The sequence below is a fragment of the Deinococcus sonorensis KR-87 genome, from assembly GCF_040256395.1.
Classification (GTDB): Bacteria; Deinococcota; Deinococci; order Deinococcales; family Deinococcaceae; genus Deinococcus; species Deinococcus sonorensis.
Window position 1 is genome coordinate 1,561,910 of record NZ_CP158299.1, and the last position, 26,705, is coordinate 1,588,614.

The 26,705-nt window shown below is 69.6% G+C and carries 28 protein-coding genes and 1 pseudogene; 12 read left to right on the forward strand and 17 right to left on the reverse strand.

The window, feature by feature from the left end; translation table 11 throughout:
* The first annotated feature begins 64 nt into the window (after positions 1 to 64).
* Positions 65 to 1,663: an HRDC domain-containing protein gene (locus ABOD76_RS12925; RefSeq protein WP_350242373.1), complete on the forward strand. Its 1,599-nt coding sequence runs from the start codon at positions 65 to 67 to the stop codon at positions 1,661 to 1,663.
* Positions 1,664 to 1,886: 223 nt separating this feature from the next.
* Here the strand turns inward: ABOD76_RS12925 and ABOD76_RS12930 are convergent, their stop codons facing one another.
* The 11 genes from ABOD76_RS12930 to ABOD76_RS12980 all read right to left on the reverse strand — a co-directional run bounded on the left by ABOD76_RS12930 (position 1,887) and on the right by ABOD76_RS12980 (position 14,106).
* A complete protein-coding gene (locus ABOD76_RS12930; protein ID WP_350242374.1) occupies positions 1,887 to 3,158 on the reverse strand; it encodes a S41 family peptidase in 1,272 nt (423 codons plus the stop codon).
* Positions 3,159 to 3,269: 111 nt separating this feature from the next.
* Positions 3,270 to 5,246, reverse strand: coding sequence for a type II secretion system protein GspD (locus tag ABOD76_RS12935; RefSeq protein ID WP_350242375.1), 1,977 nt, complete (start codon positions 5,244 to 5,246; stop codon positions 3,270 to 3,272).
* A 3-nt stretch (positions 5,247 to 5,249) separates the two neighbouring features.
* Positions 5,250 to 6,494, reverse strand: a complete 1,245-nt coding sequence (locus tag ABOD76_RS12940) for a hypothetical protein (RefSeq protein ID WP_350242376.1) — start codon at positions 6,492 to 6,494, stop codon at positions 5,250 to 5,252.
* On the reverse strand, positions 6,491 to 7,135 hold the full coding sequence (locus ABOD76_RS12945; protein WP_350242377.1) for a type 4a pilus biogenesis protein PilO: 645 nt from the start codon (positions 7,133 to 7,135) through the stop codon (positions 6,491 to 6,493). The genes ABOD76_RS12940 and ABOD76_RS12945 overlap by 4 nt, the downstream gene beginning before the upstream one ends.
* The gene (locus ABOD76_RS12950; RefSeq protein ID WP_350242378.1) at positions 7,136 to 7,822 is read right to left on the reverse strand and encodes a fimbrial assembly protein; all 687 of its coding nucleotides are present in this window, start codon (positions 7,820 to 7,822) and stop codon (positions 7,136 to 7,138) included.
* Positions 7,815 to 8,993, reverse strand: coding sequence for a type IV pilus assembly protein PilM (gene pilM / locus ABOD76_RS12955; protein ID WP_350242379.1), 1,179 nt, complete (start codon positions 8,991 to 8,993; stop codon positions 7,815 to 7,817). The genes ABOD76_RS12950 and pilM overlap by 8 nt, the downstream gene beginning before the upstream one ends.
* Positions 8,994 to 9,276: 283 nt before the next feature.
* Positions 9,277 to 10,278 carry an isocitrate/isopropylmalate dehydrogenase family protein gene (locus tag ABOD76_RS12960; protein WP_350242380.1) on the reverse strand — a complete coding sequence of 334 codons (1,002 nt, stop codon included), beginning with the start codon at positions 10,276 to 10,278 and terminating at the stop codon, positions 9,277 to 9,279.
* A gap of 67 nt (positions 10,279 to 10,345) precedes the next feature.
* A complete protein-coding gene (locus ABOD76_RS12965; RefSeq protein ID WP_350242381.1) occupies positions 10,346 to 11,308 on the reverse strand; it encodes an NAD(P)/FAD-dependent oxidoreductase in 963 nt (320 codons plus the stop codon).
* Between the two features lie 33 nt (positions 11,309 to 11,341).
* Positions 11,342 to 11,992 carry a tRNA (5-methylaminomethyl-2-thiouridine)(34)-methyltransferase MnmD gene (mnmD, locus tag ABOD76_RS12970; RefSeq protein WP_350242382.1) on the reverse strand — a complete coding sequence of 217 codons (651 nt, stop codon included), beginning with the start codon at positions 11,990 to 11,992 and terminating at the stop codon, positions 11,342 to 11,344.
* Positions 11,993 to 11,994: 2 nt separating this feature from the next.
* Complete coding sequence (locus ABOD76_RS12975; protein ID WP_350242383.1) at positions 11,995 to 12,993, reverse strand: PIG-L deacetylase family protein; 999 nt, start codon at positions 12,991 to 12,993, stop codon at positions 11,995 to 11,997.
* 54 nt (positions 12,994 to 13,047) lie between these two features.
* Positions 13,048 to 14,106 carry a glutamate-cysteine ligase family protein gene (locus ABOD76_RS12980; RefSeq protein WP_350242384.1) on the reverse strand — a complete coding sequence of 353 codons (1,059 nt, stop codon included), beginning with the start codon at positions 14,104 to 14,106 and terminating at the stop codon, positions 13,048 to 13,050.
* 49 nt (positions 14,107 to 14,155) lie between these two features.
* On the opposite strand from ABOD76_RS12980, the gene ABOD76_RS12985 reads away from it, so the two are divergent.
* Positions 14,156 to 14,884: a phosphatidylserine decarboxylase gene (locus ABOD76_RS12985; RefSeq protein WP_350242385.1), complete on the forward strand. Its 729-nt coding sequence runs from the start codon at positions 14,156 to 14,158 to the stop codon at positions 14,882 to 14,884.
* A 12-nt stretch (positions 14,885 to 14,896) separates the two neighbouring features.
* The gene (locus tag ABOD76_RS12990; protein ID WP_350242386.1) at positions 14,897 to 15,523 is read left to right on the forward strand and encodes a DedA family protein; all 627 of its coding nucleotides are present in this window, start codon (positions 14,897 to 14,899) and stop codon (positions 15,521 to 15,523) included.
* A 4-nt stretch (positions 15,524 to 15,527) separates the two neighbouring features.
* Here ABOD76_RS12990 and ABOD76_RS12995 read toward each other — a convergent pair whose 3' ends face one another.
* The 4 genes from ABOD76_RS12995 to ABOD76_RS13010 all read right to left on the reverse strand — a co-directional run bounded on the left by ABOD76_RS12995 (position 15,528) and on the right by ABOD76_RS13010 (position 19,327).
* Entirely contained in the window at positions 15,528 to 16,442 is a 915-nt protein-coding gene (locus ABOD76_RS12995) for a phosphotransferase (RefSeq protein ID WP_350242387.1), read from the reverse strand.
* A gap of 17 nt (positions 16,443 to 16,459) precedes the next feature.
* Positions 16,460 to 17,149 carry an ABC transporter ATP-binding protein gene (locus ABOD76_RS13000; RefSeq protein WP_350242388.1) on the reverse strand — a complete coding sequence of 230 codons (690 nt, stop codon included), beginning with the start codon at positions 17,147 to 17,149 and terminating at the stop codon, positions 16,460 to 16,462.
* Positions 17,146 to 18,306, reverse strand: a complete 1,161-nt coding sequence (locus tag ABOD76_RS13005) for an ABC transporter permease (RefSeq protein WP_350242389.1) — start codon at positions 18,304 to 18,306, stop codon at positions 17,146 to 17,148. The genes ABOD76_RS13000 and ABOD76_RS13005 overlap by 4 nt, the downstream gene beginning before the upstream one ends.
* A 61-nt stretch (positions 18,307 to 18,367) precedes the next feature.
* Positions 18,368 to 19,327, reverse strand: coding sequence for a quinone oxidoreductase family protein (locus ABOD76_RS13010; RefSeq protein ID WP_350242390.1), 960 nt, complete (start codon positions 19,325 to 19,327; stop codon positions 18,368 to 18,370).
* A 50-nt stretch (positions 19,328 to 19,377) separates the two neighbouring features.
* Between ABOD76_RS13010 and ABOD76_RS13015 the strand changes: the two genes are divergently transcribed.
* The gene (locus ABOD76_RS13015; protein ID WP_350242391.1) at positions 19,378 to 21,282 is read left to right on the forward strand and encodes an amylosucrase; all 1,905 of its coding nucleotides are present in this window, start codon (positions 19,378 to 19,380) and stop codon (positions 21,280 to 21,282) included.
* Positions 21,283 to 21,289: 7 nt separating this feature from the next.
* Here the strand turns inward: ABOD76_RS13015 and ABOD76_RS13020 are convergent, their stop codons facing one another.
* Positions 21,290 to 21,784, reverse strand: a complete 495-nt coding sequence (locus ABOD76_RS13020; protein WP_350242392.1) for a general stress protein — start codon at positions 21,782 to 21,784, stop codon at positions 21,290 to 21,292.
* A 55-nt stretch (positions 21,785 to 21,839) separates the two neighbouring features.
* Positions 21,840 to 22,421, reverse strand: a complete 582-nt coding sequence (xpt, locus tag ABOD76_RS13025; protein WP_350242393.1) for a xanthine phosphoribosyltransferase — start codon at positions 22,419 to 22,421, stop codon at positions 21,840 to 21,842.
* A 93-nt stretch (positions 22,422 to 22,514) separates the two neighbouring features.
* On the opposite strand from xpt, the gene infA reads away from it, so the two are divergent.
* The 8 genes and pseudogenes from infA (at position 22,515) to ABOD76_RS13065 (ending at position 26,682) form a co-directional block, all read left to right on the forward strand.
* On the forward strand, positions 22,515 to 22,817 hold the full coding sequence (infA, locus tag ABOD76_RS13030) for a translation initiation factor IF-1 (protein ID WP_350242394.1): 303 nt from the start codon (positions 22,515 to 22,517) through the stop codon (positions 22,815 to 22,817).
* A gap of 176 nt (positions 22,818 to 22,993) precedes the next feature.
* Positions 22,994 to 23,107 carry a 50S ribosomal protein L36 gene (rpmJ, locus tag ABOD76_RS13035; RefSeq protein ID WP_124869580.1) on the forward strand — a complete coding sequence of 38 codons (114 nt, stop codon included), beginning with the start codon at positions 22,994 to 22,996 and terminating at the stop codon, positions 23,105 to 23,107.
* Positions 23,107 to 23,488 (forward strand): annotated as a pseudogene (rpsM, locus tag ABOD76_RS13040) (30S ribosomal protein S13). The gene rpmJ and the pseudogene rpsM overlap by 1 nt, the downstream one beginning before the upstream one ends.
* Entirely contained in the window at positions 23,488 to 23,883 is a 396-nt protein-coding gene (gene rpsK / locus ABOD76_RS13045) for a 30S ribosomal protein S11 (RefSeq protein ID WP_350242395.1), read from the forward strand. The pseudogene rpsM and the gene rpsK overlap by 1 nt, the downstream one beginning before the upstream one ends.
* A gap of 117 nt (positions 23,884 to 24,000) precedes the next feature.
* The gene (rpsD, locus tag ABOD76_RS13050) at positions 24,001 to 24,621 is read left to right on the forward strand and encodes a 30S ribosomal protein S4 (protein WP_350242396.1); all 621 of its coding nucleotides are present in this window, start codon (positions 24,001 to 24,003) and stop codon (positions 24,619 to 24,621) included.
* Between the two features lie 10 nt (positions 24,622 to 24,631).
* Entirely contained in the window at positions 24,632 to 25,609 is a 978-nt protein-coding gene (locus ABOD76_RS13055) for a DNA-directed RNA polymerase subunit alpha (RefSeq protein ID WP_350242397.1), read from the forward strand.
* A 95-nt stretch (positions 25,610 to 25,704) separates the two neighbouring features.
* Positions 25,705 to 26,055, forward strand: coding sequence for a 50S ribosomal protein L17 (gene rplQ, locus ABOD76_RS13060; RefSeq protein WP_350242398.1), 351 nt, complete (start codon positions 25,705 to 25,707; stop codon positions 26,053 to 26,055).
* An 84-nt stretch (positions 26,056 to 26,139) separates the two neighbouring features.
* The gene (locus ABOD76_RS13065; RefSeq protein ID WP_350242399.1) at positions 26,140 to 26,682 is read left to right on the forward strand and encodes an RBBP9/YdeN family alpha/beta hydrolase; all 543 of its coding nucleotides are present in this window, start codon (positions 26,140 to 26,142) and stop codon (positions 26,680 to 26,682) included.
* Positions 26,683 to 26,705: the final 23 nt, after the last annotated feature.

Below are 26,705 nucleotides of genomic sequence, written 5' to 3' on the forward strand. Positions count from 1 at the left end.
CAGGGCGGCCCCGGCCCCCGGCACACCATCCACGTGGCGGCATCCAGCTGTCATGATAGAGCGCATGACCAACCCGCTCGAAACCAGGCTCGCCCAGGCCCACGCCCAGGCCGGAGAGCCGCACGCCCGTCTGGAGGAACTGCTGTGCGCCCTGGAAGGGGCCAGCTGGGCCATGCTGCTCGATTCCGAGGAAGCGCTGGCCGCCCAGCTCTCGGCCCTGACCGGCCCCGGCCTGATCCGCACCGACCCGCGCCTGCCGCTGCCGCGCGACCTGTATGCCCAGTTCGGCCTGGCGCTGAGCAGCAGCGAGGGCCAGTGGCACGGCGCGCGTGCCGCGTGGCTGCTGGAACCGGATGAACGCGTCCTGAACCGGGCCCGCCGCGCCGACCTGCCGGTGATCGTGGACGCCACTCTGGCGCCGGGCGGTCACTGGCTGGACCAGGGCGCCGAGGCGGTGGTGTACCGCGACGCCGTGACACTCACCGGCTTTGGGGACGTGAGCCTGAGCGTGCTGCTGGGCCTGGGGCCGGTGCCGCGCCGGGTGGCGGCCCCGCCCGCCGACCTGGCGGTGGCGCTGGCGCTGCGCGACCTGTCCACTCTGGCGCTGCGGATGAACCGCCGCTCGCGCAACGGCGAGCGCATCCTGGAACGCTTCGGCCGGGCGGCGCTGCCGGTGTCGGGCGGTGTCATGCTGCTGGAGCACGTTTCGGCCAGCACGGTCACGCGGCTGGGCGGCAACCTCTCGGCGGCGCGGGTGGTGTCGGCCGGAACGCTGGTGACGGTGGGCATCGAGTCGGTGGACGATGCCTGGGCGGTGCTGGGCGATCTGGGCGGCATGGCGCCGCTGCCGGATGAGGCCCCAGCCCCCGCCGCACCATCCCAGGAACGTGCCCGGCCGCAGCCGGAAAGGGAAAGCGCTAGCGCTGCGGCCCCAGCTCCGGTACGCGAAGCCCGTGAGGAGCGGCGGCCTGACCCGCAGCCCACGCCGCTGCCTCAGCGGGAGACGCCGCCCATGGCGGAGGCCGAGCCGGTCGTGGCCCCGGCTGCCGCGGAGCGGGTAGAGGCCACGCCCACCTCCGCACCGACCAGCGGCCAGGACTACTCGGACCGTGAGTTCGTCTTCAGTCCGCTGCCGGTGGTGGCCCCAGCCGCTGAGCCGGCGCCGGCGCCAGCGGCCAGCACTGCAGCCCCCACGCCGGAGCCGGCTGGCCGGCGCGGGCGCCGGGGCCGGGTGGTCCGGCCAGACGCGCCGACCCCGGTCGTGCAGCCGGAGATCGTCATCTCTGACAGTCAGCCGGCCGATCAGTGGCCGGAGGAGCAGGGCGGCGCCGCAACGCCCGAGCTGACCGGCCCGCCGACCCCGGATGTGGCCCCGGACCCGGAGCCGATGCCGCCCCCGGACCTGCCGCCGGAAGGCAGCGCCGACCCCACCGCCGACCTCACCGAGCAGCAGCAGGCCATCTTCGCCCGGCTGCGCGAGTGGCGCAATGCCGAGGCCAAGCGGCAGGCGGTCAGCCGCTTCATCATCGCCTCCAACGCCACCCTGGCCGAGATTGCGCGTCAGGTGCCGTATACCGAGGCCGACCTGAAGGCCGTGAAGGGCATGGGACCGGAGCGGCTGCGGCGCTACGGCGAAAAACTGCTGGAAGTGGTGCGCGGCTGAACTGAGCGCGAGCGTAGCTCGAAGCGGGCGACGACAGGTGTATCCACACTCAGACTGCGCTGAATGCCGCTGCCAGGAATGCCAGGAAGCGCGTGTACCAGGCTGAGCTCCACCGCTTGAAGCTCGGCCCTGGCGGGGCACTCACTGCTTCCTTCAGCGTCAATCCACAAAAGCACGCATGGGACGGAGTCTTCTCCGTCCCATGGCGTGGTGCCCTTCCCGCTCAGTTTTCCTGGTGCGGCCTGTTCTGGTCTGAGCGGTCCGTCGGCAGTGCAGCCGGCTGCATCTGCGTGCTGAGCGCCTCGATGCCCGCCTGCAGCAGCACATCTTCGCCCTGGGTGAGCTTCAGGATGTCGTCCTTGCCAGGGATGTCGGGCGTCACGCGCTCCGGGTACGGGGTGCCGTCCGGCTTGGCGTAGTTCAGCACCGTGAGTTGCAGCGCCGCGTCGTCCAGCTGGAACACCTGGGTGGCGGTGTTGCCGACGCCGGCGGTCGGTTCGCCCACGATCTTGCCGCGCCCGGCGTACTGGATCTCATAGGCGAAGAACTCGCTGCACGAGGCACTGGACTGGTCCACAATCACGCTGAGCGGGCCGCTCCAGAAGGACGGACGGTTGACGCTGCTGCGGATGCGTCCGTCCTCCAGCCGGCTGCCGCGGCTGACCACCGTCCGGGCGTCGCCGTCTGGGCTGCGGCTGAGCCGGGTGAAGGTCGGCACGAACGCGCTGGCAGCGCCGTCGCACTCACTGAGGTCGCCGCCCGGATCGCCGCGCAGGTCCACCACGATGCCGCTGGCCCGGTTGGTCTGCGCCTGCGCTACCAGTTCGTGCACCCGGTTGGCCACACCGCCGCCTGCCAGGAACGACGGAATCCGGATGACGGCCACCGTCCCCTGCATGCTGAGGGTCGGCAGTTCACGGGTGCTGGTCTCGCGGGCGGTCAGCGTCACGCTCAGCGTCTGGGTGCCGCGCTGCACGCTCAGCGTGGTGGGCTGGCCCTTCTCTCGCGCCTCCCGGAGCCCGGCGTAGGTGTACGGCTGGCCGTTGATGCTCTGGAACACGTCGCCGCGCCGCAATCCGGCCTCGTCGGCGGTGCTGCCCGGCACCACGTCCAGCACCACGCGGTTCTCGCCGTTCAGGTTCGCCAGCCGCACCCCGAACTGCAGGCGGCTGCCCCCGGTGGCACTGGCCACGAAGTCCTGAAACGCATCGGGCCGCTCGAAGTTGCTGTGTTCGTCATTCAGCGCGTTGACCTCGGCTTCCAGCACCGGGTAGGCGGTCTCACGGCTGCAGGTCTGTGCGGTGGCGCGGCACACCGCGTCCAACCGGGTCTGGTACTCACGGGTCAGGGCAGGGCGGTCCACCGGACTCAGGCCACCGTACTGCTCCTGAATCAGGGTATTGACCTGATTGAACAGGTCCTGGGCAGGCGAGGCCAGGGTGGTGGAAACGGACAGGGCCGCCAGCGCAGCCAGGGTCAACAGTGGGCGAGGCATGAGGTACCACCTATTCTGCGCCCGCCGGGTGAGGGGGAATGTGGTCACAGTGGCGAACAGAAAGCGGGCCGGTCCCCGCCTCAGGACCGGCCCGCTGTGCAGCGCCCGCGCTTACTTCAGCACGTCGCCGGTGATGACCACCAGCAGCTGGGTGCGCTCGGTGCGGGTGCTCTTCTGGCCAAACAGCGGCCCCACCACCGGCAGGCTCGACAGGAACGGCAGACCGCTGCTGGTGCTGGTGGTGTTGGTGCCCAGCAGTCCGCTCAGCAGCACCGTCTCGCCCGGCTTGAAGGTGATGGTGGTCTGCGCCTCGCTGTTGGTGAACTGCAGGATGTTCGGCACCTCGCTGGGCGTGATGGCGCTGTTGAGGTTGTTCACCACCCCGCGCACCCGCAGCGTGATGGTGCCGTCCGGCGCCACCTGCGGGCTGAAGAAATCCAGCGTCACGCCGTAGTCGATCTGCTTGCTGATGGCCGGCACGTTGGCGGCGCTGGAGGGAATATTCAGCTCCAGCCGTCCGCCCGACTGGATGTGCGCCGCCGCGCTGCTGGAGGCGTTCTCGGTGCCGCCGCTGCTGCCCAGCGAGCGCTGGCCGCTCTGCATCGTCACCGAGCCGTCATAGACGCGCTTGGTCAGGCTCTGGTCCTCCAGGGCGTTCAGGGTGGCGCCCAGGTTGAAGCCCATCAGGCTCTGGGTCGGGTCGAACACGGCGCTGAGCTTGCCGGATGCCAGGCTCACCACGAAGTTGCCGAAGCCGGCCTTCCAGTCCACGCCCAGCGAGCGCGAGGCGGTCTCTCCGATCTCCTGGATGCGCACCTGCACGTTGATCTGCGGCACCTTCACATCCAGCGTCGGAATGATCTCCGCGATCTGCGTCACCTGCTGCTGGCTGCCGCGCACGATCAGGGTGTTGGTGCGCTTGTCGGCGATGATGGTCGCCGCAGAGGCGGTCCCGGCGGTGCTCGCGCTGCTGGCGGGCGTGCTGGGAGTGGCGCTGCTGGGCGTCTGGATCACCGTGGTGCCGTCCGCCTGCACCACCGGCGTAGCGTTGCCCACCAGGCCGGTGCTGGTCAGGTCGCGCTGCAGGGTGCCTTCCAGCACGCTCTTCACGTCGTCGGCCTGCGCATTGACCAGCTGGAAGATCCGCTGCACGGTCGTCGGGGCGGCGCCGGGCGCCCGGTCCACCTGGCCCAGCAGGCCCAGGGCGGCCGTCAGCTGCGCCTGGGTGCCGTTGAGGATCAGCTGGCCGGTCTGGCCCACCGGCGTCACCCGCAGGGTGGGGAACTGGGCGGCCAGCACCGACACGGCGTCAGCCTGCTGCCCCTTGACCGTGTACACCTGCTGCACCACCGGGGCCGGCGCACTCGGGACCACCGGCGCCAGCGCGGCCGGCTGGGACTTGATGATCGTCTGGGTCAGCGCCTCAACCTGCAGCACCTCTTTGCTGGTGCCGCGTACGATCAGGCCGTTGGGTGAGGTCAGCGGCACGATCTTGAGGGTGGGGGAGTCCAGCACCACGTCCTCGGCGGAGGTCACGGTGTTCTGGGCCGTGGTGCTGGCGCCGTTCTGGGCGGCGTTGCTGCCGGTGGTCTGGGTGGTGCGGACCACCGAACCAAAGGCGCGCTTCACCTGGTTGGCCACCAGGGTGGAGTCCAGCGTGGGGGGGAGCGCGATGATCTGCTGCACCGGCTGGGTGCCCACCCGGATCACCCGGGTCTGGCCCAGGGTGGTGACCTGGTAGTTCAGGCCGTATACGTCCATCAGCAGTGGCCACACCTGATTGAAGGGCGTGTTGCGGAAGTTATAGACCACCGGCCGGGCACCGGCGTCGGGGGTGCTCGGGGTGGTGCCCTGGGCGCCGGCCAGCGCGTCCACGTTGGTGTCAAAGATCACGTCGTAGCCGGCGGCCTTGGCCACCGCGGCCAGCATCGAGGACAGCGGGCCGCTGTACGTCCCGATCTCAAGGCTGACATTCGCGGCAGCCAACCGGGTATCAGGCGTGCTGGCCGCCGGAGTGGAGCCGGAGGTCTGTGCGCTTGCCAGGCCGAGCGCGGCGGTCAACACGAGGGTCAGGGTACGGTTCTTCATGGCTCACCTTTTGTCGAGTTCGAGAGTTTTGGTGTCGGTGCCCAGGCTGAGGGTGGCGCTGGTGGCGGTCACGTCTTTGAGCTGAACCGAGCTGTTCGGCAGGGTCTGGCCGGTGGGCACCACCACAAAGCCGGTGGAGGTCTTGAAGATGGCCGTATTGATCGGGCCCAGCACCACCGCGTTGAAGCTGAGGTCACGGCTCTGGACCAGCTGGTCCAGCGGGCTGAGGGCCGGGGTGGACGGCGTGTTGGCGCTGCCCAGCTGGGTAATGAGACCGGGCACCGCCGCGTCGGGCAGCGGCAGGGCCTCGCCGGTGGCCGGGGTGCTTGGGGTGGTGTCTGCCGGGGTGGCGCGGCTGGGCGTGCTGAGCCCCAGGCTGCTGACTGGCGGGGTCACGATGCCCGGCGTCGGCGGCTTCACGGCCGGAACCGGCGGTGGGGTGACCGCTGCGGCCGTAGTCGTGCCGGGCAGGGCGGTGGCGGGAGCCGTGCTGGGCACAACGGCGCCGCTCGGCACGGCGGCGGTGCCCGGCACCGTGGCGGTGCTGCCGCCCAGCGGGACGCTCGGCAGAGGCACCACGCCGCCCTGTGACAGCACCGGGGCGCTGGTGGTGGGCGCCGCAGTCTTGCTGCCGCCGCTGAGCACCACGCCGCCACTGCTGCCGGTGCCTGTACCTGTGCTGCCGGTGCCGGCCACCGGCACGCTCGGCAGCGGAATCACGCCGCCGCTGCTGAGCGCCGGAGCCTGCGTCTGCGGCAGGCTGGTTACGGCGCCACTGGACACCGGCGCGCTGCTGGAGGTGCCGGCCGGCGTGGTCGCCACGCTGCTGGGCGGCGCCGTGACGCTCAATGGGCTGAAGGGGTTGCTGTTAGGCACAGCAGCCAGCGGGTCGGCCGGGTTGATGCCGTCCGGCTCCTCAGGGACCGAGGCAGTGATGCCGGGGCTGGCCTGGGGCGTCAGGAACGGAATGTCCTGCACGCCTTCGGGAGTGGAGGTGGGCGTGGTGCCGGCCACGGCGGGCGTGGAGGGCACGGCCGCAGGTGTTACAGCAGCCGGGGCGCTGGGCGTGATCTGGGCCGGCGGCACCGTCAGGGCGGCGTTGGTGCGGTTGGTGTCCCACACGTACCAGCCGGCCACGGCCCCCACGATGCCCACACCCACCAGGGTCAGCACCAGCGGGCGCGACAGCTGGAAACGCGGGGCGTCGGGATCCACCGCCGTATCAATCGAGGGCTTGTCGGCCGTCACCGGATGCCTCCTGGGGTCTCAGTCGCGGGTGCGGCGGGGGCCTGGGGCAGGCCGGCCGCGCCGCTGCCCGTCGCCGGCGCCTTGGCCGCGTCGTAGGTGTAGATGGTGACGCCCATCGAGCTGGTCAGCTTCGGATCCAGGCTGTCGGCAGTGGGCATGGTGAGGTTCAGCGAGCTGAGGTTTGAGAACCGGCCCATGGTCTCCATGGCGCGGATCAGCTGGAAGGTCGGCTGGAAGCGGCCACTCACCTGCAGGTTGAGCGTGATCGGCTGCACGCCGGCCGGCAGGCTGCTGTCGGGGCTTGCATTCCCGATCACCACGCTCTGCAGGTCATCGCCGGTGGAGGCCACGTTCTGGCGGATGGCCGACACCACCGTGCCGATGCTGGCGCGGGGCGGCAGCGCCTGCAGGAACACGTCGCGCTTGACTTGCAGGCCGGCCACCTCGGTCCGCAGGGCCGGCAGGCCGGCGCTGGCCTGCTGGTACAGGGCCAGCGTCTGGTTGGCCGAGTCCAGCTGGCTGTGCAGATCGGCGATCTGCTGCTGACGGGTCTGGAAGTACAGGGACCACCACGCCAGCGCGATGAGCACACACGCTGCCAGCACGAGCAGGAAGGTGTTCCGGGCGTTGAGCTTCGACATCTAGTTCTGCCCTCCGGTTCCGGCACCGGTGCTGGACTGAACCGGCGTGCTGGGGGTGCTGGGGGTGGCCGCCTGACTGACCAGGCCGACCGTGGCGTTGAAGGTGTACGGCTCGGTGCCGGTGCTGCTGGCTCCGGCCTCCCCACGCTGGGCGCTGCGGAAGTTCACGCCGAAGTTCGGATTGTTCTCGAAGGCGTTCAGGAACTCCACCAGCGTCTGGGTGCTGCTGGCCTGCCCGGTCAGGTCGAACTCCTTGCTGACCATCTTGCCGTCGTAGAGGCCCTGCTGCTGATGGTTGGTCTGGGTGTTGCTGTCCACCGTGCGCATGGTCAGGGTGGTGAGCGCCACGCCCTTGGTGCTGGGCAGCGCGTTGATCATGCGGGCAAGGTCGCTTGACCAGTAGGTCTTGCTGGCCTGAAGGGTATCGGCCACTGCCGTGACCTGCTGCAGTTCGGTTTTCTGGCGGTTCAGGTCGTCGTATTCGCGCTTGGCCGGCTGCAGGGCCGTGAGCTGGCCGTTGGTGGCGTCCAGCTCACGCTGCACGTTGCCCTGAATGGTCCCGATCACCACGCTGGGGATCAGCAGGCCCAGCACCGTGAGTGGCACCAGTGCCATGCTGGCGTAGCGCCAGGCGTTCGGTTCATTGCGTTTGCGGTACTGCGCTGGCAGCAGATTGATCTCAACCACGGGATAGCACACCTCTCAGGGCCAGGCCGAGTGGCACAGTGAATTCAGGGGCGTTGGCCGTCAGGTAGCCGGTGTCGATGCCGGCCTGGTCGGTCTGAACGCTCAGCCAGGGGCTGGCCACCTCGACCCGAAAGCCCAGCGCGTCGCTGATGGCCGCCGCGATGCCGCGCATCTTGGCGCCGCCGCCGGCCAGGAAGGTCCGGTCAATCACCACGTCGCCGCTCTGGACCCGGTAGAACTCCAGCGAGCGGCGGATCTCGGTGATCAGGTCGCCGAGCACCGGCCGGATCACCTCGAACACGCGGGCCGGGCTGTACTGCTCGCGGGCGCTGTCGAAGTTCAGCAGGTCCTCCTCGTCCTCGGTGGGCGTGGTGGCGGTGGCGTAGCCGACCTTGACCTCCTCGGCGGCATTGAAGTCCAGGTCGAAGGCCTTCTGCAGCGCGGTGGTGAAGTCGTCGGCGGCCACCCCGATGTTGCGCGCCATCAGCACCCGCTCGCCGCGCACCAGCGAGATCACGCTGCTGCTCGCGCCGATTTCCAGCACCAGCGCCACCTCACCGTGGCTGTCATAGGGGTTGGTGGTGAGGGTGGTGCGGGTCAGGTGCTCGCCGGCCAGGTTGCCGCGCAGCGCGCGCAGGGTGGCGAAGCTCTTGAGATCCACGATCACCGGCTCCAGGCCGGCCAACTGCAGCACCTCGATCTGGCGGGCCACCGCCTCGCTGGGCGCGGCGGCGATCACCACCTCCATCTGACCGTCCTCGGGGATGTTGGCCGGGTCGTCCAGCAGATCGAAGTCCAGCGACACCTCGTCGATGGGGTAGGGGATGTAGCGCTCCGCTTCCCACTTGATGGCGTCCTGCAGGTCTTTGCGCTCCATGCGCGGCACCATGATGTTGCGGGTGACCGCCGACTGGTTCGGCACGGCGGTCACGGCCTGACGCGTGGTGATCCGGTGCTGGGCCAGCAGGTTCTTGAGTTCGTTCGCCACCGCCTGAGGCTCCACCACCAGGCCGTCTCGCATGCTGCCGATGGGGGTCGGAATCGTCACCGCGTGCTGCAGGATCGGGGGGGACCCAGGCTTGAGGGCCACCACCTTGATGGCACTGGTGCCGATCTCGACGCCGATGGCATTGGGCCGTGGATTGAGTAGGCGTTGCAGGACACTCGACATTCTGCCTCCAGGATTACATTACGGCCGATTTTAGCATTTCCTCATCAAATCGCCGCAGTTGCCAGTGTGGGCCGGAGAAGAAGCAGGATTGGATTGGCCCTCCAACGTGGGTTCCATAACATCACCGCATGGCTTTCAGAAGTCTGACAAGGCAAATTCCTGAGGGGGCCTTTGTCAGTACCCCTGAATGCTCCCCCCCTGAGATAAAGAGGAGATGAATGGTTAACGGCGGCCTGGAGGCCGCCGAACTGTGAAAAACTTTGAAAATGTGGAGTTTGTGAGCCTATTTCAGGTGGGCGATCACCGCGTTGGTGAACTCCTCGGTTCCGGCGCTGCCGCCCAGGTCGCGGGTGCGCGGCCCCTCGGTCAGCACCGTGTTGACCGCCTCATCAATGCGGGCCGCCACGTCGGTCGCGCCGATGTGCTGCAGCATCAGCACGGCGGCCAGCATGCTGGCGGTAGGGTTGGCCACGCCCTGGCCGGCGATGTCGGGAGCAGAACCGTGCACCGACTCGAAGATGCCGAACTTGTCGCCGATGTTGCCGCTGGCCGCGATGCCCAGACCGCCTACCAGCCCGGCCGCGAGGTCAGAGAGGATGTCGCCGAACATGTTGGTCATGACCATCACGTCGAACTGCGACGGGTTGCGCACCAGCTGCATGGCAGCGTTGTCCACGATCATGGTGCTGGTGTTCAGGTCGGTCATCGGGCGGGTCAGGTCCAGGATGCTGTTGAGGAACAGGCCCTGGGTGACCGGCAGCACGTTGGCCTTGTGCACCACCGTCAGCTTCTTGCCGCGCTGCATCGCCAGATTGGCGGCGTAGCGGCCGATGCGCTCGCTGGCGTCCTTGGTGATGACCGTGTCAGCTATGGCGGTGTCGCCATAGCGGCGCTCCTGCTCCACGTAGAGGCCCTGGGTGTTCTCTCGCACGATCACCAGGTCCACGTTGTCGTAGGCGCCCGGCACCGGCCGGGTCTTGGTGGGCCGCACATTGGCGTACAGGCTGTACTTCTGACGCAGGTGCCGGATGGCCCCGAAGAAGCCGGGCGGCTTCTCGCCGCTGGGGCTGGTGGCGGCCCCGAACAGCGTGGCGTCGGTGGTCTCGACCGCGTCGTAGGTGGCCTGCGGCACACTGGTTCCGTGGTCCAGGTAGTACTCGTACCCGGCCTGGGCCGTCACGTACTCGGCGTCCAGTCCGGCAGCCTCCAGCAGCCGGCGGGTGGCGGGGATGACTTCGTGGCCGATGCCGTCTCCCTCGATCAAGCAGATTCTGTACTTCGCCATAGTGCCGTCAGTCTAGTGGAAATCTGCCGCCGCTTTCCGGCTCGGCCGCCCGGGCGCTGTCACCGGTTCAGGGACGTTCGGCGGCGAGGCTGGCCACCACGCGGCGGGCCAGCAGCGGCCCCAGCAGAAACCCCTTGCTCGACAGGCCGCTCAGGGCAAACCAGCCGCCCGGTTGCCGCCCGGACCGCTCGCCGGACAGCCGCACGCCGGTCCACAGGCCGGTCACGGTGGGGGAGAAGTCCGCAGTCAGGGCCGCGCCCTTCTGCAGCAGCCACTGCAGCGAACGGAGCGGCGGGCCGCCCGCGTGGTGCCGGGCGCTGGGGGCCTCGAAGGTGGCGCCCAGCACGCCGCCCCGGGCCGCCGGGATCAGGTACGCACCGTAGCTGAGGGGCAGCGCGCTGGCGGGCCGGTCCAGGGTCAGCACGCTGCCGGCCCGGTGCACCGCCTCCAGGCCGGCCCAGTCCGCGCCCCGGCTGCCCCCGCACCACACCACCGCGTCCGCCTGGAGCCGCTCGCCGTGCTCCAGCGTGACGGTCTGGGCATCCCAGTGGCGGGCTCGGCCCGGTCGCCGGACGGCTCCAGACGCTTTGATCAGGGCGTCGGTCAGCGCGCCGCCGTCCAGCCAGCCCGCGTCGGGGAGGTGCAGCACGTGGGCCCAGCCGCCGGCCAGCGGCACCGGCGAGGTGTCCGGAGTCAGCCAGTGGTGCGGCAGGTCGGTGGGCAGCCCGGACTCGAACTTCTGGCGGGTGCGGTCGTCCGGCAACGGGCGCAGCAGGCCGCTGCGGGCATGGGGGATGGCATGGCCCTGACGGGAGAGGGTCTCGATCAGCTGCCAGGTGAGCTGCAGCCCCTCCAGGGCGCGCGGGTCCACCCGGCCACTCTGGCCGCGCACCGGATTCAGCAGCGCGGCCGGCACCCGGCTGGCCTGGCCCTCGGCGGCGTCGATCACGGTGACCTGCAGCCCGGCCTGAGCCGCGAAATACGCCACGCTCGCGCCCGCAATGCCCCCCCCAATCACCAGCAGCTTCACCGGATCAGGGTAGGGCATGACGGCCTTCCGGGTTCAGACGGGCCGGATGGCGCGCAGCACTTCCCGCTTGCCGGCCGGTCCCCGGCATCGCTGCACCTGAAGCCCCGCCGCCATCAGGCCGCGCCGGACCCGGCCGGCTGCGCTGTAGGTGGCCAGCACGCCGCCGGGTCTGAGGGTGGCCGCCAGCCGAGCCAGGAAGTCCGGCGTCCAGACCTCCGGATTGCAGGCCGGGCTGAAGCCGTCCAGATACACGGCGCTGGCCCAGCCGCAGGGAAGCGCCACGGTGGTCACGTCGGCGCACCGCAGTTCCAGCTGAAGCGCCGGCGTCCCGATCTGCAGCGGGCCGCCCCACCGGGTGAGCAGCTGCTGCCACACCGGATGCTGCGCGAGCGGGTCGTCGGCTGAGACCTCGCGCAGCGTCTGCTCGTCCACCGGGGCCTGTTCGTAGGCCAGGTACTGCAGCGGCACGCCCCGGCGGAGCGTGTCCTGCAGGGTCACGCGGAAGTTCTGCCCCAGCCCGAAGCCCACCTCCAGCACCGCCGGGGCCGGGTGCTGCGCGGTGCCGCTGCCGCTCAGGAACACCTCCCGCGCCTGGGTGGCCGCCCCGTGGCGCGAGCCGTAGGTCTGGGCATGCTGTGGGCTGTAGACGGTCCAGCTGCCGTCCAGGGTGCGCTGCCGCTCCATGCTCAGGGCTGCACCGGCACCGGCAGCAGCAGTTCGTTGGTCCGCACGAACGCCTGCATAAAGCGTGGAATGATCTGCAGCTGGCTGTGGTACATGCTGACCGCCTGGGCCTTGCGCTGCTCCTGGGCTGCGCTCAGCGGATAGCGCTGCCACGACTGCCCGTCCACGCTGCGGCTGGGCGGGCTGAGCGGCAGCTGCGGATGGTTGCCCTTGGGCAGCGGCCATTCCACCCCGCCGTGCACCATGTAGGCGTACAGCCGCGCGTGGTGCTGCGGGGCCAGCCGTCCGGCCAGGAACGCCGCCACCTGATGATCCGGATGATGGTCACGCACGCTGGGGGCCAGGACGATGTCCGGGTGCAGCCGGGTCAGCAGCTCGTTCATCTGACGCTCCAGCTCCTGGCCGGTGTAGGGGGTGCCGGGATGCAGCGCGCGCTGGTACGGCACCCGGTTCATCCCGGTCTGCCGGCTGGTGTAGGGCGTGAGGTAGTTCTGGAGGTAGATGCGCTGCAGGCCCTTGTCGGGGAAGCCCAGGAACGTGACGTGCGCGCGGTCCACCCCCAGTACCTGTGCGGCCTGGGTCGCCTCATTCATGCGCGCCTCGCCGAGCCGCAGCAGGTCACTGGCCCGGACGACCGGCTTCTTCTCGGTGGCGCGGGCGTCCCAGGCGAACCCGTCCCCGCTCGTCAGAAAGACGATGTCCACCTGACCGCCGCGGTTCAGCACGTCCTGAATGATGCCGCCCACCGCCAGCGTTTCGTCGTCGGGGTGCGGCGAGATCACCAGCACCCGCCCCGACAGCGGCGCGCTCTCCGGCAGGCCGGCGGCGCCCCCCTGCACCTGCCCGATCACGACGTTGCCGGTGGGCAGCCAGCGCCAGCCGTTGATGGCCGCCCCGCTCAACAGGCCCAGCAGCAGCGCCAGTCCTGCCGCCAGATGACGACGCCGGGCCGCCGGCAGCCGGGGCCGCCGGTGCAGGGCCGGAACACGTCGGGAAAACATGGCGTAGCGAGTATACGCCCGGCATGCCGGGCGGCGCGGCCAGGTTGTGGGCGGTCAGGGGCGGTCCGGAATGTCCAGCGGCCCCTGCGGCAGCGCGGCGTGGTGCTCGGCACGCACCTTGCGGGCCATGTACGGCAGCTTGGGCAGGTAGTACCCGGCAAACCCGGCGACGCCGCGCCAGCGGGCCGGCCGGCCGGAGCGGGTGCCCAGGTCGCCCCAGGCGCCGCTGCGGTAGGCTCCGTCCAGCGCCCGGAACGTGGCCGCCTCGCCGTCCCGCTGCCAGCTCTCCCGCACCTGCCGGGCAGCGGTGTGGTCCAGCCAGGCCGGGTCGAAGCCGCTGATCGTCTGCAGCTCGCCGGCCAGTGCCCGCACCTCGTCGTCCGGGCCGGTGCGGTAGCCCTCTCGCAGCCGGTTGTAGGTGGACCGGCTCCACGGCAGCGCCTCGTCCAGCCGGGCCACGCTCCAGATGGCGTGCAGCACCGCCCGCAGCCGCTCGGGGTCGGCGATCGGGTCCAGCACCCGCAGCTCAATGGTGCCGAGCCGCCGGGTCACGATCAGGTCCTGGAAGCGGGCAAGCGGGTCTGAGATCAGCGGCCCCAGCGCGAAGCTGTGCTGCACCCGCTCCAGCGGTCCGCCCGGCTGGCCCTGCCACCACGGACTGCTGGCGCTGGCGTGGGTCAGCACCGGCAGGTAGCGGGCGAGGTTGCCGTACACCGTGGCCAGACGCTCCGGGGGCACGCCGACATGCACGTGCAGCCCGGCGGTATGAAAGCTGTCGCTGTCCGGCAGCAGGCCCAGCGGCACCATCAGGCCGTCCGGCAGCGCGCGGCTCAGCTCGCGGCGGCGGCTCAGGGCGCTCATCAGCAGGGTGTCGGGGTGGGCGTGGACCGGGGTGGAGATCTCCACGCTGCTCATCAGCTCGCGCCGGGCCGCCGGACCGCGCCGGAAATTGCTGGCGGTGCCGCCCAGGTTGCGCGACGGGTGCCGCCACAGCAGCCGGGCCAGTCCCTGGAAGCTGGCGGTGCTGGTCCGGAAGGTGCCGCTGGTCTCCTGGTACAGCACGAACACTTCCTCTTCCAGGCCCAGGGTGGGCGGCGGCACGGTGCTGGGCATGGCCGGGAGTATAGCGGGAGCGGGGGAGGCGGCCTGCTAGACTCGCCCCATGAAGCGAGTGTCGAGGGTCCTGCGCGTGCTGTTGCCCATCGCTGCCGTGTGGGCGGCGGTTCTGTATTTCCTGCAACGCATCTGGTTCTACCGTGATCCGGTGCGGGTCACGCCCAAGGGCGACGACCTGCTGATCAGCCCCTGCGACGGGCAGGTGGTGTACATCCGCCGGGTCGAGAACGGTGAGATCACTTCGCAGAAGCTGGGCGAGTCGATCCGGGTCAGCGAGATCACGCACGCCGAGTGGCCGGAAGGCACCACCCCCGGCACCGGCTGGCTGATCGGCATCTACATGAGCCCGCTGGACGTGCACTTCAACTACGCGCCGCTCAGTGCCACGGTCAGCGGCATCGCGCACAACGGGGCCAAGCTGAACCTGCCGATGGTGGACCTGTGGGAGTACGTGCAGCTCACCTACCTGCGCCGCGCCGTGGACCTGTTCGCCAAGCGCTACGCGCTGGAGAACGAGCGCCAGACGGTGTTTCTGGAAGGTCAGCTGGGCGGACGTCCGCTCAAGGTCGCGATGGTCGAGATCGCCGACAAGTTCGTCAACAAGATCAGCACCTACATCAAGGTGGGGGAGACGGTGCGGCCCGGGCAGAAGATCAGCTTCATCGAGCGCGGCTCGCAGGTGGACCTGTTCGTGTTCAGCGAGGACCTGGACTTCCTGGTGGGCGTGGGCGATCAGGTGTACGGCGCCCAGACCCCCATCGCGCGACGCCGCTGAGCGCGGCCCGGCATGGATCTGCACGCCCTCTCGCAGGTGTTCTCGCTGGACCATTTCCTGCACTGGCTGAACACGCTCAACCCGCTGTGGGTGCATGTGGTGAACGCCCTGCTGCTGGTGGCCGAGGGCATCGGGCTGCCGGGCATTCCCTTCGAGATCAGCATGCTGGCGAGCGGCCTGCTGGTGCACCAGCACCAGACCACCCTGCTGGAGAGCGTGCTGTGGGGGGGGCTGGGCAACTGGGTCGGCAACCTGATCGGGTTTGAACTGGGCGGACGCATCATGAACCGGCTGCCGGAGCGGCTGCGCGGCAGCATGGGCGTACCGGAGGTGCAGCGCTGGATGGCCCGCAGCGGCCCGTGGGTAGTGATCATCAGCCGCTGGTTCGGGGCCATCCGCACCCCCTTCATCCTGTATGCCAAGGCGGCCGGCATGCCGCTGCGCACCTACGCGCTGTACTCGCTGCTGGGGGCGCTGAGCTGGACCGCCGCGTGGCAGATCGGGCTGTGGTACTTCGGCAGCGTGTTCATCGAGCTGTGGCACCGCTACCAGTGGTACGTGATCGGCGGCGGCGTGGTGGTGGGCCTGATCATCTGGCTGGTGATGTCGCGGCGCAAACCGCAGACCCCGGCCTCCTGACCGCTCAGAGCGTGTTCTGATCTGCCGCGCTGCGGATCAGCTGCACCACCGGGCCGTGCAGCGGATGGCCGGGCCGGGTCACGAAGTCCAGCAGGCTGTACACGTCGAGCGTCCGGGCCACGCGCAGCCAGTCCGGTGGGGTGGGGCCGCCCGCGTCCTGCCAGCCGCGCTGAACCCCGGATGCGAACGCGGAACCGGTGCGCGGTTCGTAGCGCAGCAGGTTGCCCAGGTCCATCAGGCTGGGGCCGCTCAGCGCGAATTCCCAGTCCAGCACCGCCGCCACGCTCCAACCAGAGCGGTCCCGTCGCACCATCACGTTCTTGGGGTTGGCGTCGGCATGCACCAGCGAGCGCTCGTCGTCCACGGCGCTCAGCAGTGGGGCGTGCTGCTCGATCAGTGTCCACCAGCGCCGCTGCAGCGCCGGGCCCAATGACGCGCGTACGGCTTCACTCCAGACGCGGGGGTGCGCGAACCCGAGCAGTTGCTCGGCCGCCGACGCTGGAGGCCAGGGGTCCGGCTCCAGCCGGGCATCGGGAATCAGGCCCGCCGCCGCGAACTGGATCTGAGACAGCCGGGCGAAGGCGTCGCCCAGCCGCTCACCGATGAACTGGGCCGCCTGCGGGTCCTGCGCCAGCGCCTCCTCGGCCGTGACGCCGGCCACGTCCTCCAGCAGGGCCAGCGGCGCCCCGGGGTCCAGGTCCTGGGCCAGCACGTCCGGCACCGGCACCACGGCGGAGGCCCGCCGCATCACGGCCAGCTCAGTGGCGGCCCGGTCCGGAGCGCGCCGCCAGGACCGCAGCACCACGCTGGGCAGGGGGCCGTCTAGCTGCAAGCGGTACAGGTCGTTGGCGTGCCCGCCGCTCAGGGTGGACCAGCCGCGCAAGGGGCCCAATCTGGCCTCCTTCAGCAGCCGCTCCACCCGCTCCTGCGGCGGCGCTATGCCGGCACCTCCACGTGCACCTCACCGTCGCGCACCCGCAGCGTGTGGTCGGCGCGGGCGGCCACCTCCGCGTCGTGGGTGATCAGCACCACGGTCCGGCCAGCGCGGGCCGGCGCCATCAGCAGGTTCAGCACCGTCTCGCCGCTGCGCGAGTCCAGGTTGCCGGTGGGCTCGTCGGCCAGCAGCACGTCCGGGTCGCCCACCAGCGCGCGGGCGATGGCCACCCGCTGCGCCTCTCCGCCCGACAGCTGGGCCGGCATGTGGTGGGCGCGCTGCCCCAGCCCCACCTGCTCCAGCAGCGTCCGCGCCCGCTCACGCCGCTCGCGGGCCGGCATCCCGGTCAGCATCAGCGGAAACTCCACGTTCTCCAGCGCGCTCAGGATCGCCACCAGGTTGTGGCTCTGGAACACGAAGCCGTAGTGCTTCAGCCGGAAGTCGGCGCGGCCCGCTTCCGAGAGGCGGTTCAGGTCGGTGTCGCCCACCCGCACGGTGCCACCGGTCGGCCGGTCGAAGCCGGCCAGCAGGTTCAGCAGGGTGCTCTTGCCGCTGCCCGAAGGGCCCACCACCGCCGTCATGCCCGGTGCGAAGGTGTGGGTGAAGCTGGACAGCGCGGTGACCGAGCCCTCGCCGCTGGGATACACCCGGCTGAGCTGCTCGGTGCGCAGCTGCACAGGCCCGGCGCTCATGCCCGCCCCAGGGCGTCGGTGATCTGGGTGTTGCCGGCGGTGCGGGCCGGAATCAGCCCCGCCACCAGCCCCAGCAGCAGCGAGATGCCGAAGGCCAGCACCGTCAGGCGCACGGTCAGGGCCGCCGCGTCAATGCCCGCCAGATTCTGGGTGTAGACGTTCACACCCCAGATGCCCACCAGCCCCAGCAGGATGCCGAACACCCCGCCCACCAGACTCAGCAGCAGGCTCTCGGTCAGCACCAGCGCCCGCACGAAGGCGGGCCGCGCTCCGATGGCCCGCAGCGTGCCGAACTCGCGGGTGCGCTCGAACACCCCCATCATCACGGTGTTGGCGACCGCCAGCCCGCCCACGATCAGCGCGATCAGGCTGATGCCGAAGCGCACCGCGTCGCTGATGCGCAGCGCCCGCTCCACGAAGCTCAGGAAGTCCGACTGGGTCTGCGCTTCCAGGTTCAGCCGCCTGGCCAGCTGGGTGGCCACGGTGCGCGCCTGCCGGGGGTCCCTCAGCTTCACTGCCACCAGCGACAGCTTGCCCTCGGCGCCGATGTCCTTCTGCAGCGTGCTGAGCGGCAGGAACACGAAGGAATCGGTCAGGCCGCTTTCCGGGTTCAGGATACCGGTCACGCGCACGGCGGCGCGGCGGTTCAGCCGCAGGGTCGAGCCGATTTTCAGTTTCAGGTTCTCGGCCGCCTTGGCGCCCACCACCGCCACCGGCTGGCCCTCGTCGGCCTGGGTCAGCGCGCGGCCCTGCACCACCGTCACCTTGGGAAACACTGCCCGAATGCCCTGATCGGCCGGCAGGCCGTAGAACACCACGCTCTGCGACGGGTCCAGGCTGGTCCGCAGCGCCATTACCACCGGCGTCACCTGCACGATGCCGAGCTCCTGGGACAGCTGCCGCACGTCCGCCTCGGTGCGGTCCGGCAGGCTGGGGGCGGGGGCCAGCCCCTGGGTGAAGCCGTTGAGCGACACCTGAATGTCCGGGCCGATGCCGCCCAGTTCGCTGGTGAACACCTTCCTCAGGCCCTCGCCCAGCGACAGGAAGATCACCATGCTGGCCACCGCCACCGTGATGCCCAGCGCCGTCAGGATGGTCCGCACCGGGCGCCGGGTCAGGCCGCGCCACGCCATCAGCCACAAATCCTTGCTTCGCACGCTGCACGCTACCGCAGCGGCGGATGAGACCGCAGGACGAATGGCTACCGAATGGGGCCGCTCAGCCCCCGGTACGAATCAGCACCTTGCCGAGCGTGCCGCGCGCCTCGATGTGCCGATGCGCCTCGGCCACCTCCGACAGGTCAAACACCCGGTCCACCCGCACCTGCAGCTGCCCGGCCGCGATCCAGCCGAACAGCTCGGCGGCCCGCTGCTGCACTTCTGCCGCGTCCTGAATGTAGGCGCCCAGGCTGGGGCGGGTCAGGAACAGGCTGCCCTTCTGGTTGAGCAGCTGCGGGTCCAGCGGTTCCACCGGACCGCTGGCGGCCCCGTACAGCACCATCATGCCGCGCGGGCGCAGCGCGTCCAGCCCGGCCCGGAAGGTGGCCTGCCCCACGCCGTCGTAGATCACGTGGGCGCGGCCCAGCCCCCGGGCCACTTCGGCAAACTCGTCGTAACTGGCGACCTCGTGGGCGCCCAGCTCGCGGGCCAGCTGCCGCTTGGCCTCGCTGCCGGCGGTGGCCAGCACGGTGGCGCCCAGCAGCCGGCCGAGCTGCACCAGCAGCCCACCCACGCCGCCCGCCGCCGCGTGCACCACCACCAGCTGACCCGCCGCCAGCGGCCAGGTGGTGCGGGTCAGGAACTGGGCGGTCAGGCCCTGCAGCATGGCCGCCGCCGCCACCTCGTCGCTGACCGCGTCCGGGACCGGCGCCAGCAGCCAGGCCGGCACATTCACCCGCTCGGCGTAGCTGCCGGGGTGCATCGCGAAGGCCACCCGCTGGCCCACGCTCAGCCCGCTGACCCCCTCGCCCAGCTGCTCAACAGTGCCCATGCCCTCGCGGCCCAGCGTGGCGGGCATCGGCAGCGGGTACAGGCCCGAGCGGTGATACACGTCAATGAAGTTCAGGCCCGCATAGCGCAGCTGCAACTGCACCTCACCGGCGGCGGGGGCGGCCAGCGGCACCTCGCGGAGCTTCAGGACTTCAGGGCCACCCGGCGTATCCATCTGAACGGCGCGCATGTGCAGAGCATACGTCGGGCGAGCAAACGGGCGGCCTCTACAATGCAGTTATGCCAGACGCTGCCCAGAATGCCCGCCTGAGGGCCGCCTTCGACGACGACCGCGACGCGGACACCTTTCTGCTGCGGCTGGACCGCTACGGCCCGGAGCTGCAGGAGAGCCTGGAGACGGTGTACGGCGCGGGTGAGCTGATGGAGCGGCTGACCGAGACGCTGCTGATGGGCTTCCACGAACGCCCCGCCGACCTGAGGCGCCTGGATGAGGCCCGCCTGCTGCGCCCCGACTGGCTGCAGACCGAGCAGATGCTCGGCTACGTCGCCTACGCCGACCGGTACGCCGGTGACCTGCGGGGGGTGGGCCAGCATCTGGACTACCTCTCGGACCTGGGCGTCCGTTATCTGCACCTGATGCCGCTGCTGCGCCCACGCGAAGGCGAGAACGACGGCGGCTACGCGGTGCAGGACTACCGCTCGGTGCGTCCGGACCTGGGCAGCATGGATGACCTCTCCGCGCTGGCCCGGCAGCTGCGGGAGCGCGGCATCAGCCTGTGCCTGGATCTGGTGCTCAATCACGTGGCGCGCGAGCACGAGTGGGCGCTGCGGGCACAGGCCGGCGAGGCGCGCTACCGCGATTACTTCCACATGTACCCGGACCGCACGGTGCCGGACCAGTACGAGCGCACGCTGCCGGAGGTGTTTCCGGACTTCGCGCCCGGCAACTTCACGCTGGACGAGGTGAGCGGCCAGTGGGTCTGGACCACCTTCAACACCTATCAGTGGGACCTGAACTGGGCCAACCCCGAGGTGTTTCTGGAGTTCGTGGAGATCCTGATCTATCTGGCCAACCGGGGCGTGGAGATTTTCCGGCTGGACGCCATCGCCTTCATCTGGAAGCGCCTCGGGACCGACAGCCAGAACCAGCCGGAGGTGCACGTCCTCACCCGGGCGCTGCGGGCGGCCCTGCGGATCGTGGCCCCGGCCGTGGCGTTCAAGGCCGAGGCGATCGTGGCCCCCACCCAGCTGATTCACTACCTGGGGCGCGGGGTGCATCACGGCCGCCTTTCGGACCTGGCCTACCACAACAGCCTGATGGTGCAGCTGTGGAGCAGCCTGGCCAGCCAGGAGGTGCGGCTCTTCGAGGAGGCGCTGCTGAGCATGCCGCCCAAGCCGGCCAGCGCCACCTGGGGCACCTACGTGCGCTGCCACGACGACATCGGGTGGGCCATTCTGGACAGCGACGCGGAGCGGGCCGGGCGCTCCGGCGACGCGCACCGCCGCTTCCTGAGCGACTTCTACTCGGGCGAGTATCCCGGCAGCTTCGCGCGTGGGCTGGTGTTCCAGCACAACCCGCGCACTGGCGACCGGCGCATCAGCGGCTCGGCGGCCAGTCTGGCCGGGCTGGAGAGCGCCCGCAGCCCGCTCGACCGCACCCTGGCGCTGGAGCGGCTGCTGCTGCTGCACGCGGTGGCGCTGGCGTTTGGCGGGGTGCCGCTGCTGTATATGGGCGATGAGCAGGCCATGCTCAACGACCTGATGTTCATGACCACTCCCGAGCATGCCGCCGACAACCGCTGGGTCCACCGCCCGCTGATGGACTGGGCCAGGGCCGAGCGCCGCCACGACCTCACCACCGACGAGGGCCGGATGTACCAGGGCCTCACGGGGCTGATCCGGGCGCGGCAGGGGGCGCCGCAGCTGCACGCCAGCGTGGAGGCGCAGGTGTTCCGCAGCCCCAATCCGCACGTGCTGTTCCTGGCGCGGCTGCACCCGGTGGGCACGCTGCTGTGCCTCTACAACTTCAGTCCGCAGCCGCAGCCGTTCGAGGTGGCCGCCCTGCGCCCGCATTTTGGTCAGCGCGCCCGTGACCGCATCAGTGGCGAGACGCTGGACCTGCACGGGCCGCTGCTCACGCTGGCGCCCTACGGCCGGCTGTGGCTGACCGAAGCCCCGGCCTGAAGGGGGCCTAGCGCATCTGGGCCAGCAGCTCGCGGGCCTGCTCGGCCACCTCCGGGTCCACCAGCACGTTGTAGTGGTCGGCGCGCATGCCCCCCACCGAGGTGAAGTCGCGCCGCCCGCCGGACAGCGCGTAGGCCAGCAGCGACCACACCGCGCCGATGATCACGCCCAGCAGCAGGCCGTCCAGCAGCAGCGCCAGGAAGTTACGGCCTCCGAAGCCCAGGAAGCCAAAGATCAGGCCGATGAACACGCCGGTCACCGCACCCTGGCTCATGCCCAGCGTCAGGGCGCGGTTCCAGTCCAGCCGGCCCGTCACCTGCTCCACGATCTTGAGCCCCTCGCCCACGATGGCCGTGCGCTCCACCGGAAACTTGTGGTCCGAGAGGTAGTCCACCGCCCGCTGCGCCTCCAGGTACTGCTCAAAACTGGCGACCTGCACCCGGTTCCGGTTGTCGGGCAGTCGGCCGAGCTGCTGTTGCTGGGGGGAGAAAGGCTGGCTCATACCTCACCCTACGGGCCACAGCAGCGGCTGCGCTGAGGCGCCTGCCAAGGCCGGTTTAGCTTCCCGCCTCCACCACAATGCCCTCGTCCTGGCTCATCCGCAGGATGTTCGCGAGGGTATGCACCGGCACACCCAGATCGGCCAGCTGAGCCCGGCCGCCCTCGAAGGCCTTCTCGATCACGCAACCGAGGCCGACCAGCGTGGCGCCGCTCTCCTGAATGATGCTGTTGAGGGCCAGCAGCGTCCGGCCGCTCGCCAGGAAGTCGTCGATCACCAGCACCCGGTCGCCGGCCCCCAGGTACTCGCCCGACACGTACAGATCCACCACTCCGCCCTTGGTGCGGCTGACGCTCTGGGCGTGGTAGGCGCGTTCGTGCATGGTGATGGGCCGTTTCTTGCGGGCATAGACCATCGGCACGCCCAGCGCGATGGCCGTGACCAGCGCGGGTGCGATGCCGCTCACCTCGATGGTCAGCACCTTGTCGGGCCGCTCGCTGCGGAAATACTGGGCGAAGTGCTGGCCCATCTCGGCGGTCAGGGTGGGGAGCAGCTGGTGGTTGACCAGCCCGTCCACCTTCAGGATGCCGCCCGGCAGGATGGCGCCGCGCTGTCGAATGGCCTCAACGAGAGACTGCATGCAGGCAAGTGTAAGGGGTTTGCCCGTGGCCTGCGGCGGGCCGGCGTAGACCGGTGAGGGTCGGTGCCCGCCCCTTGCTCCCCTGGTCACCGCATGATAACTTTATCTTTGGCTTGCATAGAGCCTGGAGGGTACGTGGCGAGAAGAAGGGCACCAGAACAGCGCGAAGGCAAACGCAAGGAGAAGGACACCGACACCGTCCGCGCCGAAGGCGTGGTCGTGGAGGCCCTGCCCAACACCACATTCCGTGTGTTGCTGGACAGCGGGCATGACATCCTGGCCTACATCAGCGGCAAGATGCGGATTCACTACATCCGGATTCTGCCTGGAGACCGGGTGGTGCTGGAAATTTCCCCTTACGACACCACGCGCGGGCGCATCGTCTACCGCAAGTAGCGGCGCCGCTGGACCGTTCGAGCCAGTCCTGAAACGGCTGTGTGACGGAGCACCACGAGCAGGGCGGGGGGCCTCAGGCCGCCCGCAGGAGATTCTCCCCCCGGGAGGGTCGAGCGTCTGCCAACGCCACGATGGGCTGTTTGGTTTGTCAGCAGAAGGCGGCGCGAGGAGGAAGTATGAAGGTACGCAGTAGCGTCAAGAAGATGTGCGACAAGTGCAAGGTCATTCGTCGCCATGGGCGCGTGATCGTGATTTGCGAGAACGTGAAGCACAAGCAGAGGCAGGGCTGATGGCTCGCGTTGCTGGCGTTGACCTGCCGCGCGAGAAGCGCGTCGAGATTGCCCTGACCTACATCTACGGCATCGGCCTGACCCGGGCCAAGGATGTGCTGGCCCAGACGGGCATCAGCCCCGACACCCGACGTCAAGAACCTGACCGAAGCCGAGCAGAGCACCCTGCGCGACGTGATCGAGAAGACCTACAAGGTCGAGGGCGACCTGCGCAGTGAGATCGGTCAGAACATCAAGCGGCTGATGGACATCGGCAGCTACCGTGGCCTGCGCCACCGCCGTGGCCTGCCGGTGCGCGGTCAGCGCACCAAGACCAACGCCCGTACCCGCAAGGGGCCGCGCAAGACTGTGGCTGGTAAGAAGAAGGCGACGAGGAAGTAATGGCTAAGACGCAGCAGAAGGGCAAGACCCCCCGCCGGGTCCGCCGTAACATCAGCGCTGGCCGCGCCTACATCCACGCCAGCTACAACAACACCATCGTCACCATCACCGACGTGGACGGCAACAGTGTGGCCTGGAGCAGCGGCGGCACCATCGGCTACAAGGGCAGCAAGAAGGGGACCCCCTACGCCGCCCAGCTGGCCGCCGCCGACGCGGTCAAGAAGGCCCAGAGCTTCGGCATGGGCATCGTGGATGTGATCGTGCGCGGCAGCGGCTCCGGCCGCGAGCAGGCGATCCGCGCCATTCAGGCCTCGGGCATCGACGTCAAGAGCATCATGGACGACACCCCCGTGCCGCACAACGGCTGCCGCCCCAAGAAGAAGTTCCGTCTCTAAAACCAGCCCTGGCCCACCTGATGCGTCCGCTGACCTGGACGCCCTTCAGAGGGCCAGCTTGCGCCTGTCTGCCCCCGGCAGATGCACGGCGCCGCCGCTTTGCGGCACAGGAGTGCAATGGGTCGTTTTCGTGGTTCCATCACCAAGCAGAGCCGCCGGGAAGGCATCAACCTGGCGGAGACCGAAAAAGTTCAGAAGTATCTCGACAAGCGCCCTTACGCGCCGGGCCAGCACGGCCAGCGCCGTGGCCGTGGTCGCCCCAGCGACTACAGCGTGCGCCTGCGTGAAAAGCAGAAGCTGGCCCGCCTGTACGGCATGAACGAGAAGCAGTTCCGCAACCTCTTCGAGGAAGCGGCCAGCATTCCCGGCGTGACCGGCACCGTGTTCCTGCAGCTGCTGGAGCGCCGCCTCGACAACGTCGTGTTCCGCATGGGCTTTGCCAGCACCCGCCGGCAGGCCCGTCAGTTCGTCGGGCACGGCCACATCCTGGTGAACGGCAAGCGCGTGGACATCCCCAGCTACCGGGTCAAGATCGGTGACGTACTGACCGTGGTCGAGCGCAGCCGCCAGATGGGCTTCATCCAGGAGAACGCCGAGGCCAGCAAGCGCCGCCGCGTCAGCCCCTGGCTGGAAGTGAACGCTGAGACCTTCAGCGGCACCTTCGTGCGCCTGCCGGCCCGCGAGGATCTGGCGCTGCCCATCAACGAGAACTTCATCATCGAGTATTACTCGCGTTAAGGAGGTTCGCGTGGATCAAAAGCGTCCCCAGCTCAAGGCCCGTGTCGACGGCGACTACGGCGAATTTACCCTGGAACCGCTCCGGCGCGGCTACGGCGTCACCATCGGCAACCCGCTGCGCCGCATCCTGCTGTCGAGCATCCCCGGCACGGCGGTCACCAGCGTGTACATCGAGGACGTGCTGCACGAATTCTCGACCATTCCTGGCGTTCAGGAGGACGTGATCCGTCTGATCCTGAACCTCAAGGAACTGGTGGTGCGCTTCCACGCCCCCGGCCCCAAGACCCTGACGCTGCGTGCCCAGGGCCAGGGTGTGGTGCGGGCCAGCGCCTTCGAGGTGCCGTCCGACGCCGAGATCGTCAACCCGGACCTGGTGATCGCCAACCTCGCCGAGGATGGCCGGCTGGTCATGGAAGTGCGCGTGGAGGAAGGCGAGGGTTACGTGCCCGCCGACAAGCACGCCACCAAGGACCGCATCAACAGCATCCCGGTGGACGCGGTGTTCACCCCGGTCAAGCGTGTGGCCTATCACGTCGAGAACACTCGCGTGGGTCAGCAGACCGACCTGGACCGGCTGATCCTGCGCGTCTGGACCGACGGGAGCGCCAACCCGCAGAGCACCCTCGACAAGGCTGTCGAGATTCTGCGCGACGAGCTGTCGGTGTTCGGCAACGTGGAGACCGTGACCATCGAGAGCGCGCCCGCTCCGGTGATTCCGGCCGCCGTGTACGAGCCGAACCCCGCCCCCGCGCTCAGCATCAACCCGCAGCCGTACCCCAGCGACCTGGATAACCCCGGCGTCACGCTGGAGGGCCTGGGCCTGACCACCCGCGTGCTGCACTCGCTGAAGGAAGAGGGCATCGACAGTGTGGACGCCCTGTGCGCCCTGTCGGACCGCGACCTGAAGAAGGTGCCGGGCATCGGCGAGCGCAGCCTCGACGAGATCAAGCAGCAGCTGGCCCAGTTCGGGCTGGCGCTCAAGGACTAAACCCACGCCGCCTGCGCCCCGAGAGGGGCCGGGCGGTTTTCCGGGCAGAAACCGCCAGGGTGCCTGGCGAAGCCTGACCCCAAAGGAGACACACCATGCGTCACGGACGTTCCGGTCGCAAACTTAACCGCAACAGCAGCAGCCGCACGGCCCTGGCTCGCGCGCAGGCCACCGCCCTGCTGCGCGAGGGCCGCATCCAGACCACCCTCACCAAGGCCAAGGAACTGCGGCCCTACGTGGAGAAGCTGATCACCACCGCCAAGGGCGGCACCCTGCACGACCGCCGTCTGGTGGCGCGCGACGTGCAGGACAACGCCGTGCTGCGCAAGGTGATGGACGAGATCGCTCCCAAGTACGCGGAGCGGACCGGCGGCTACACCCGCATTCTGAAGGTCGGCGTGCGTCGTGGCGACGGCGTCACCATGGCCCTGATCGAACTGGTCTGAGTCCAGACCTGCAGGTGGCCCTTCCCGTGCGGGAGGGCCACCTGCTTTTTGGTTGGTTCTGCCCGCCACGCTAGACTGCCCCGCATGACGCCTACCCTGATCATCGTGCCGGGCCTGAACGACAGCGGCCCGCAGCACTGGCAGACGCTCTGGGAGCACAAGTACGGCGCCGCCCGCGTGCATCAGGACGACCCGGACCATCCGGTGCCGGCGCTGTGGTCGCAGCGGCTGCAGGAGGTGGTGGACGCCACGCCGGGGCCGCTGGTGCTGGTGGGCCACAGCTGCGGCGTGCTGAACATCGTCCACTGGGCCGGCACCCATGCAGTCCCGGCGCGGGTGTTGGGCGCCCTGCTGGTGGCACCCACCGACGCTGAACAGGCGGACATGCTGGACGAGGTGCGGCCCTACGCGCCGGTGCCGCTGCAGCCGCTGCCGTTCCCAGCCCTGGTGGTGGCGAGCGAGAACGATCCGTACAGCGCGTTCACCCGCGCCGAGCAGATGGCCGCAGCCTGGGAGGCCGAACTGGTGACGGCCGGCGAGGCGGGCCACATCAACGTGCTGAGCGGCCACGGCGAATGGGAAGAAGGCGAAGTGCTGCTGGCCGAGTGCATCAACGCTTGGAAGTAAGAAGAAACGCGCGGGGCGGGCCT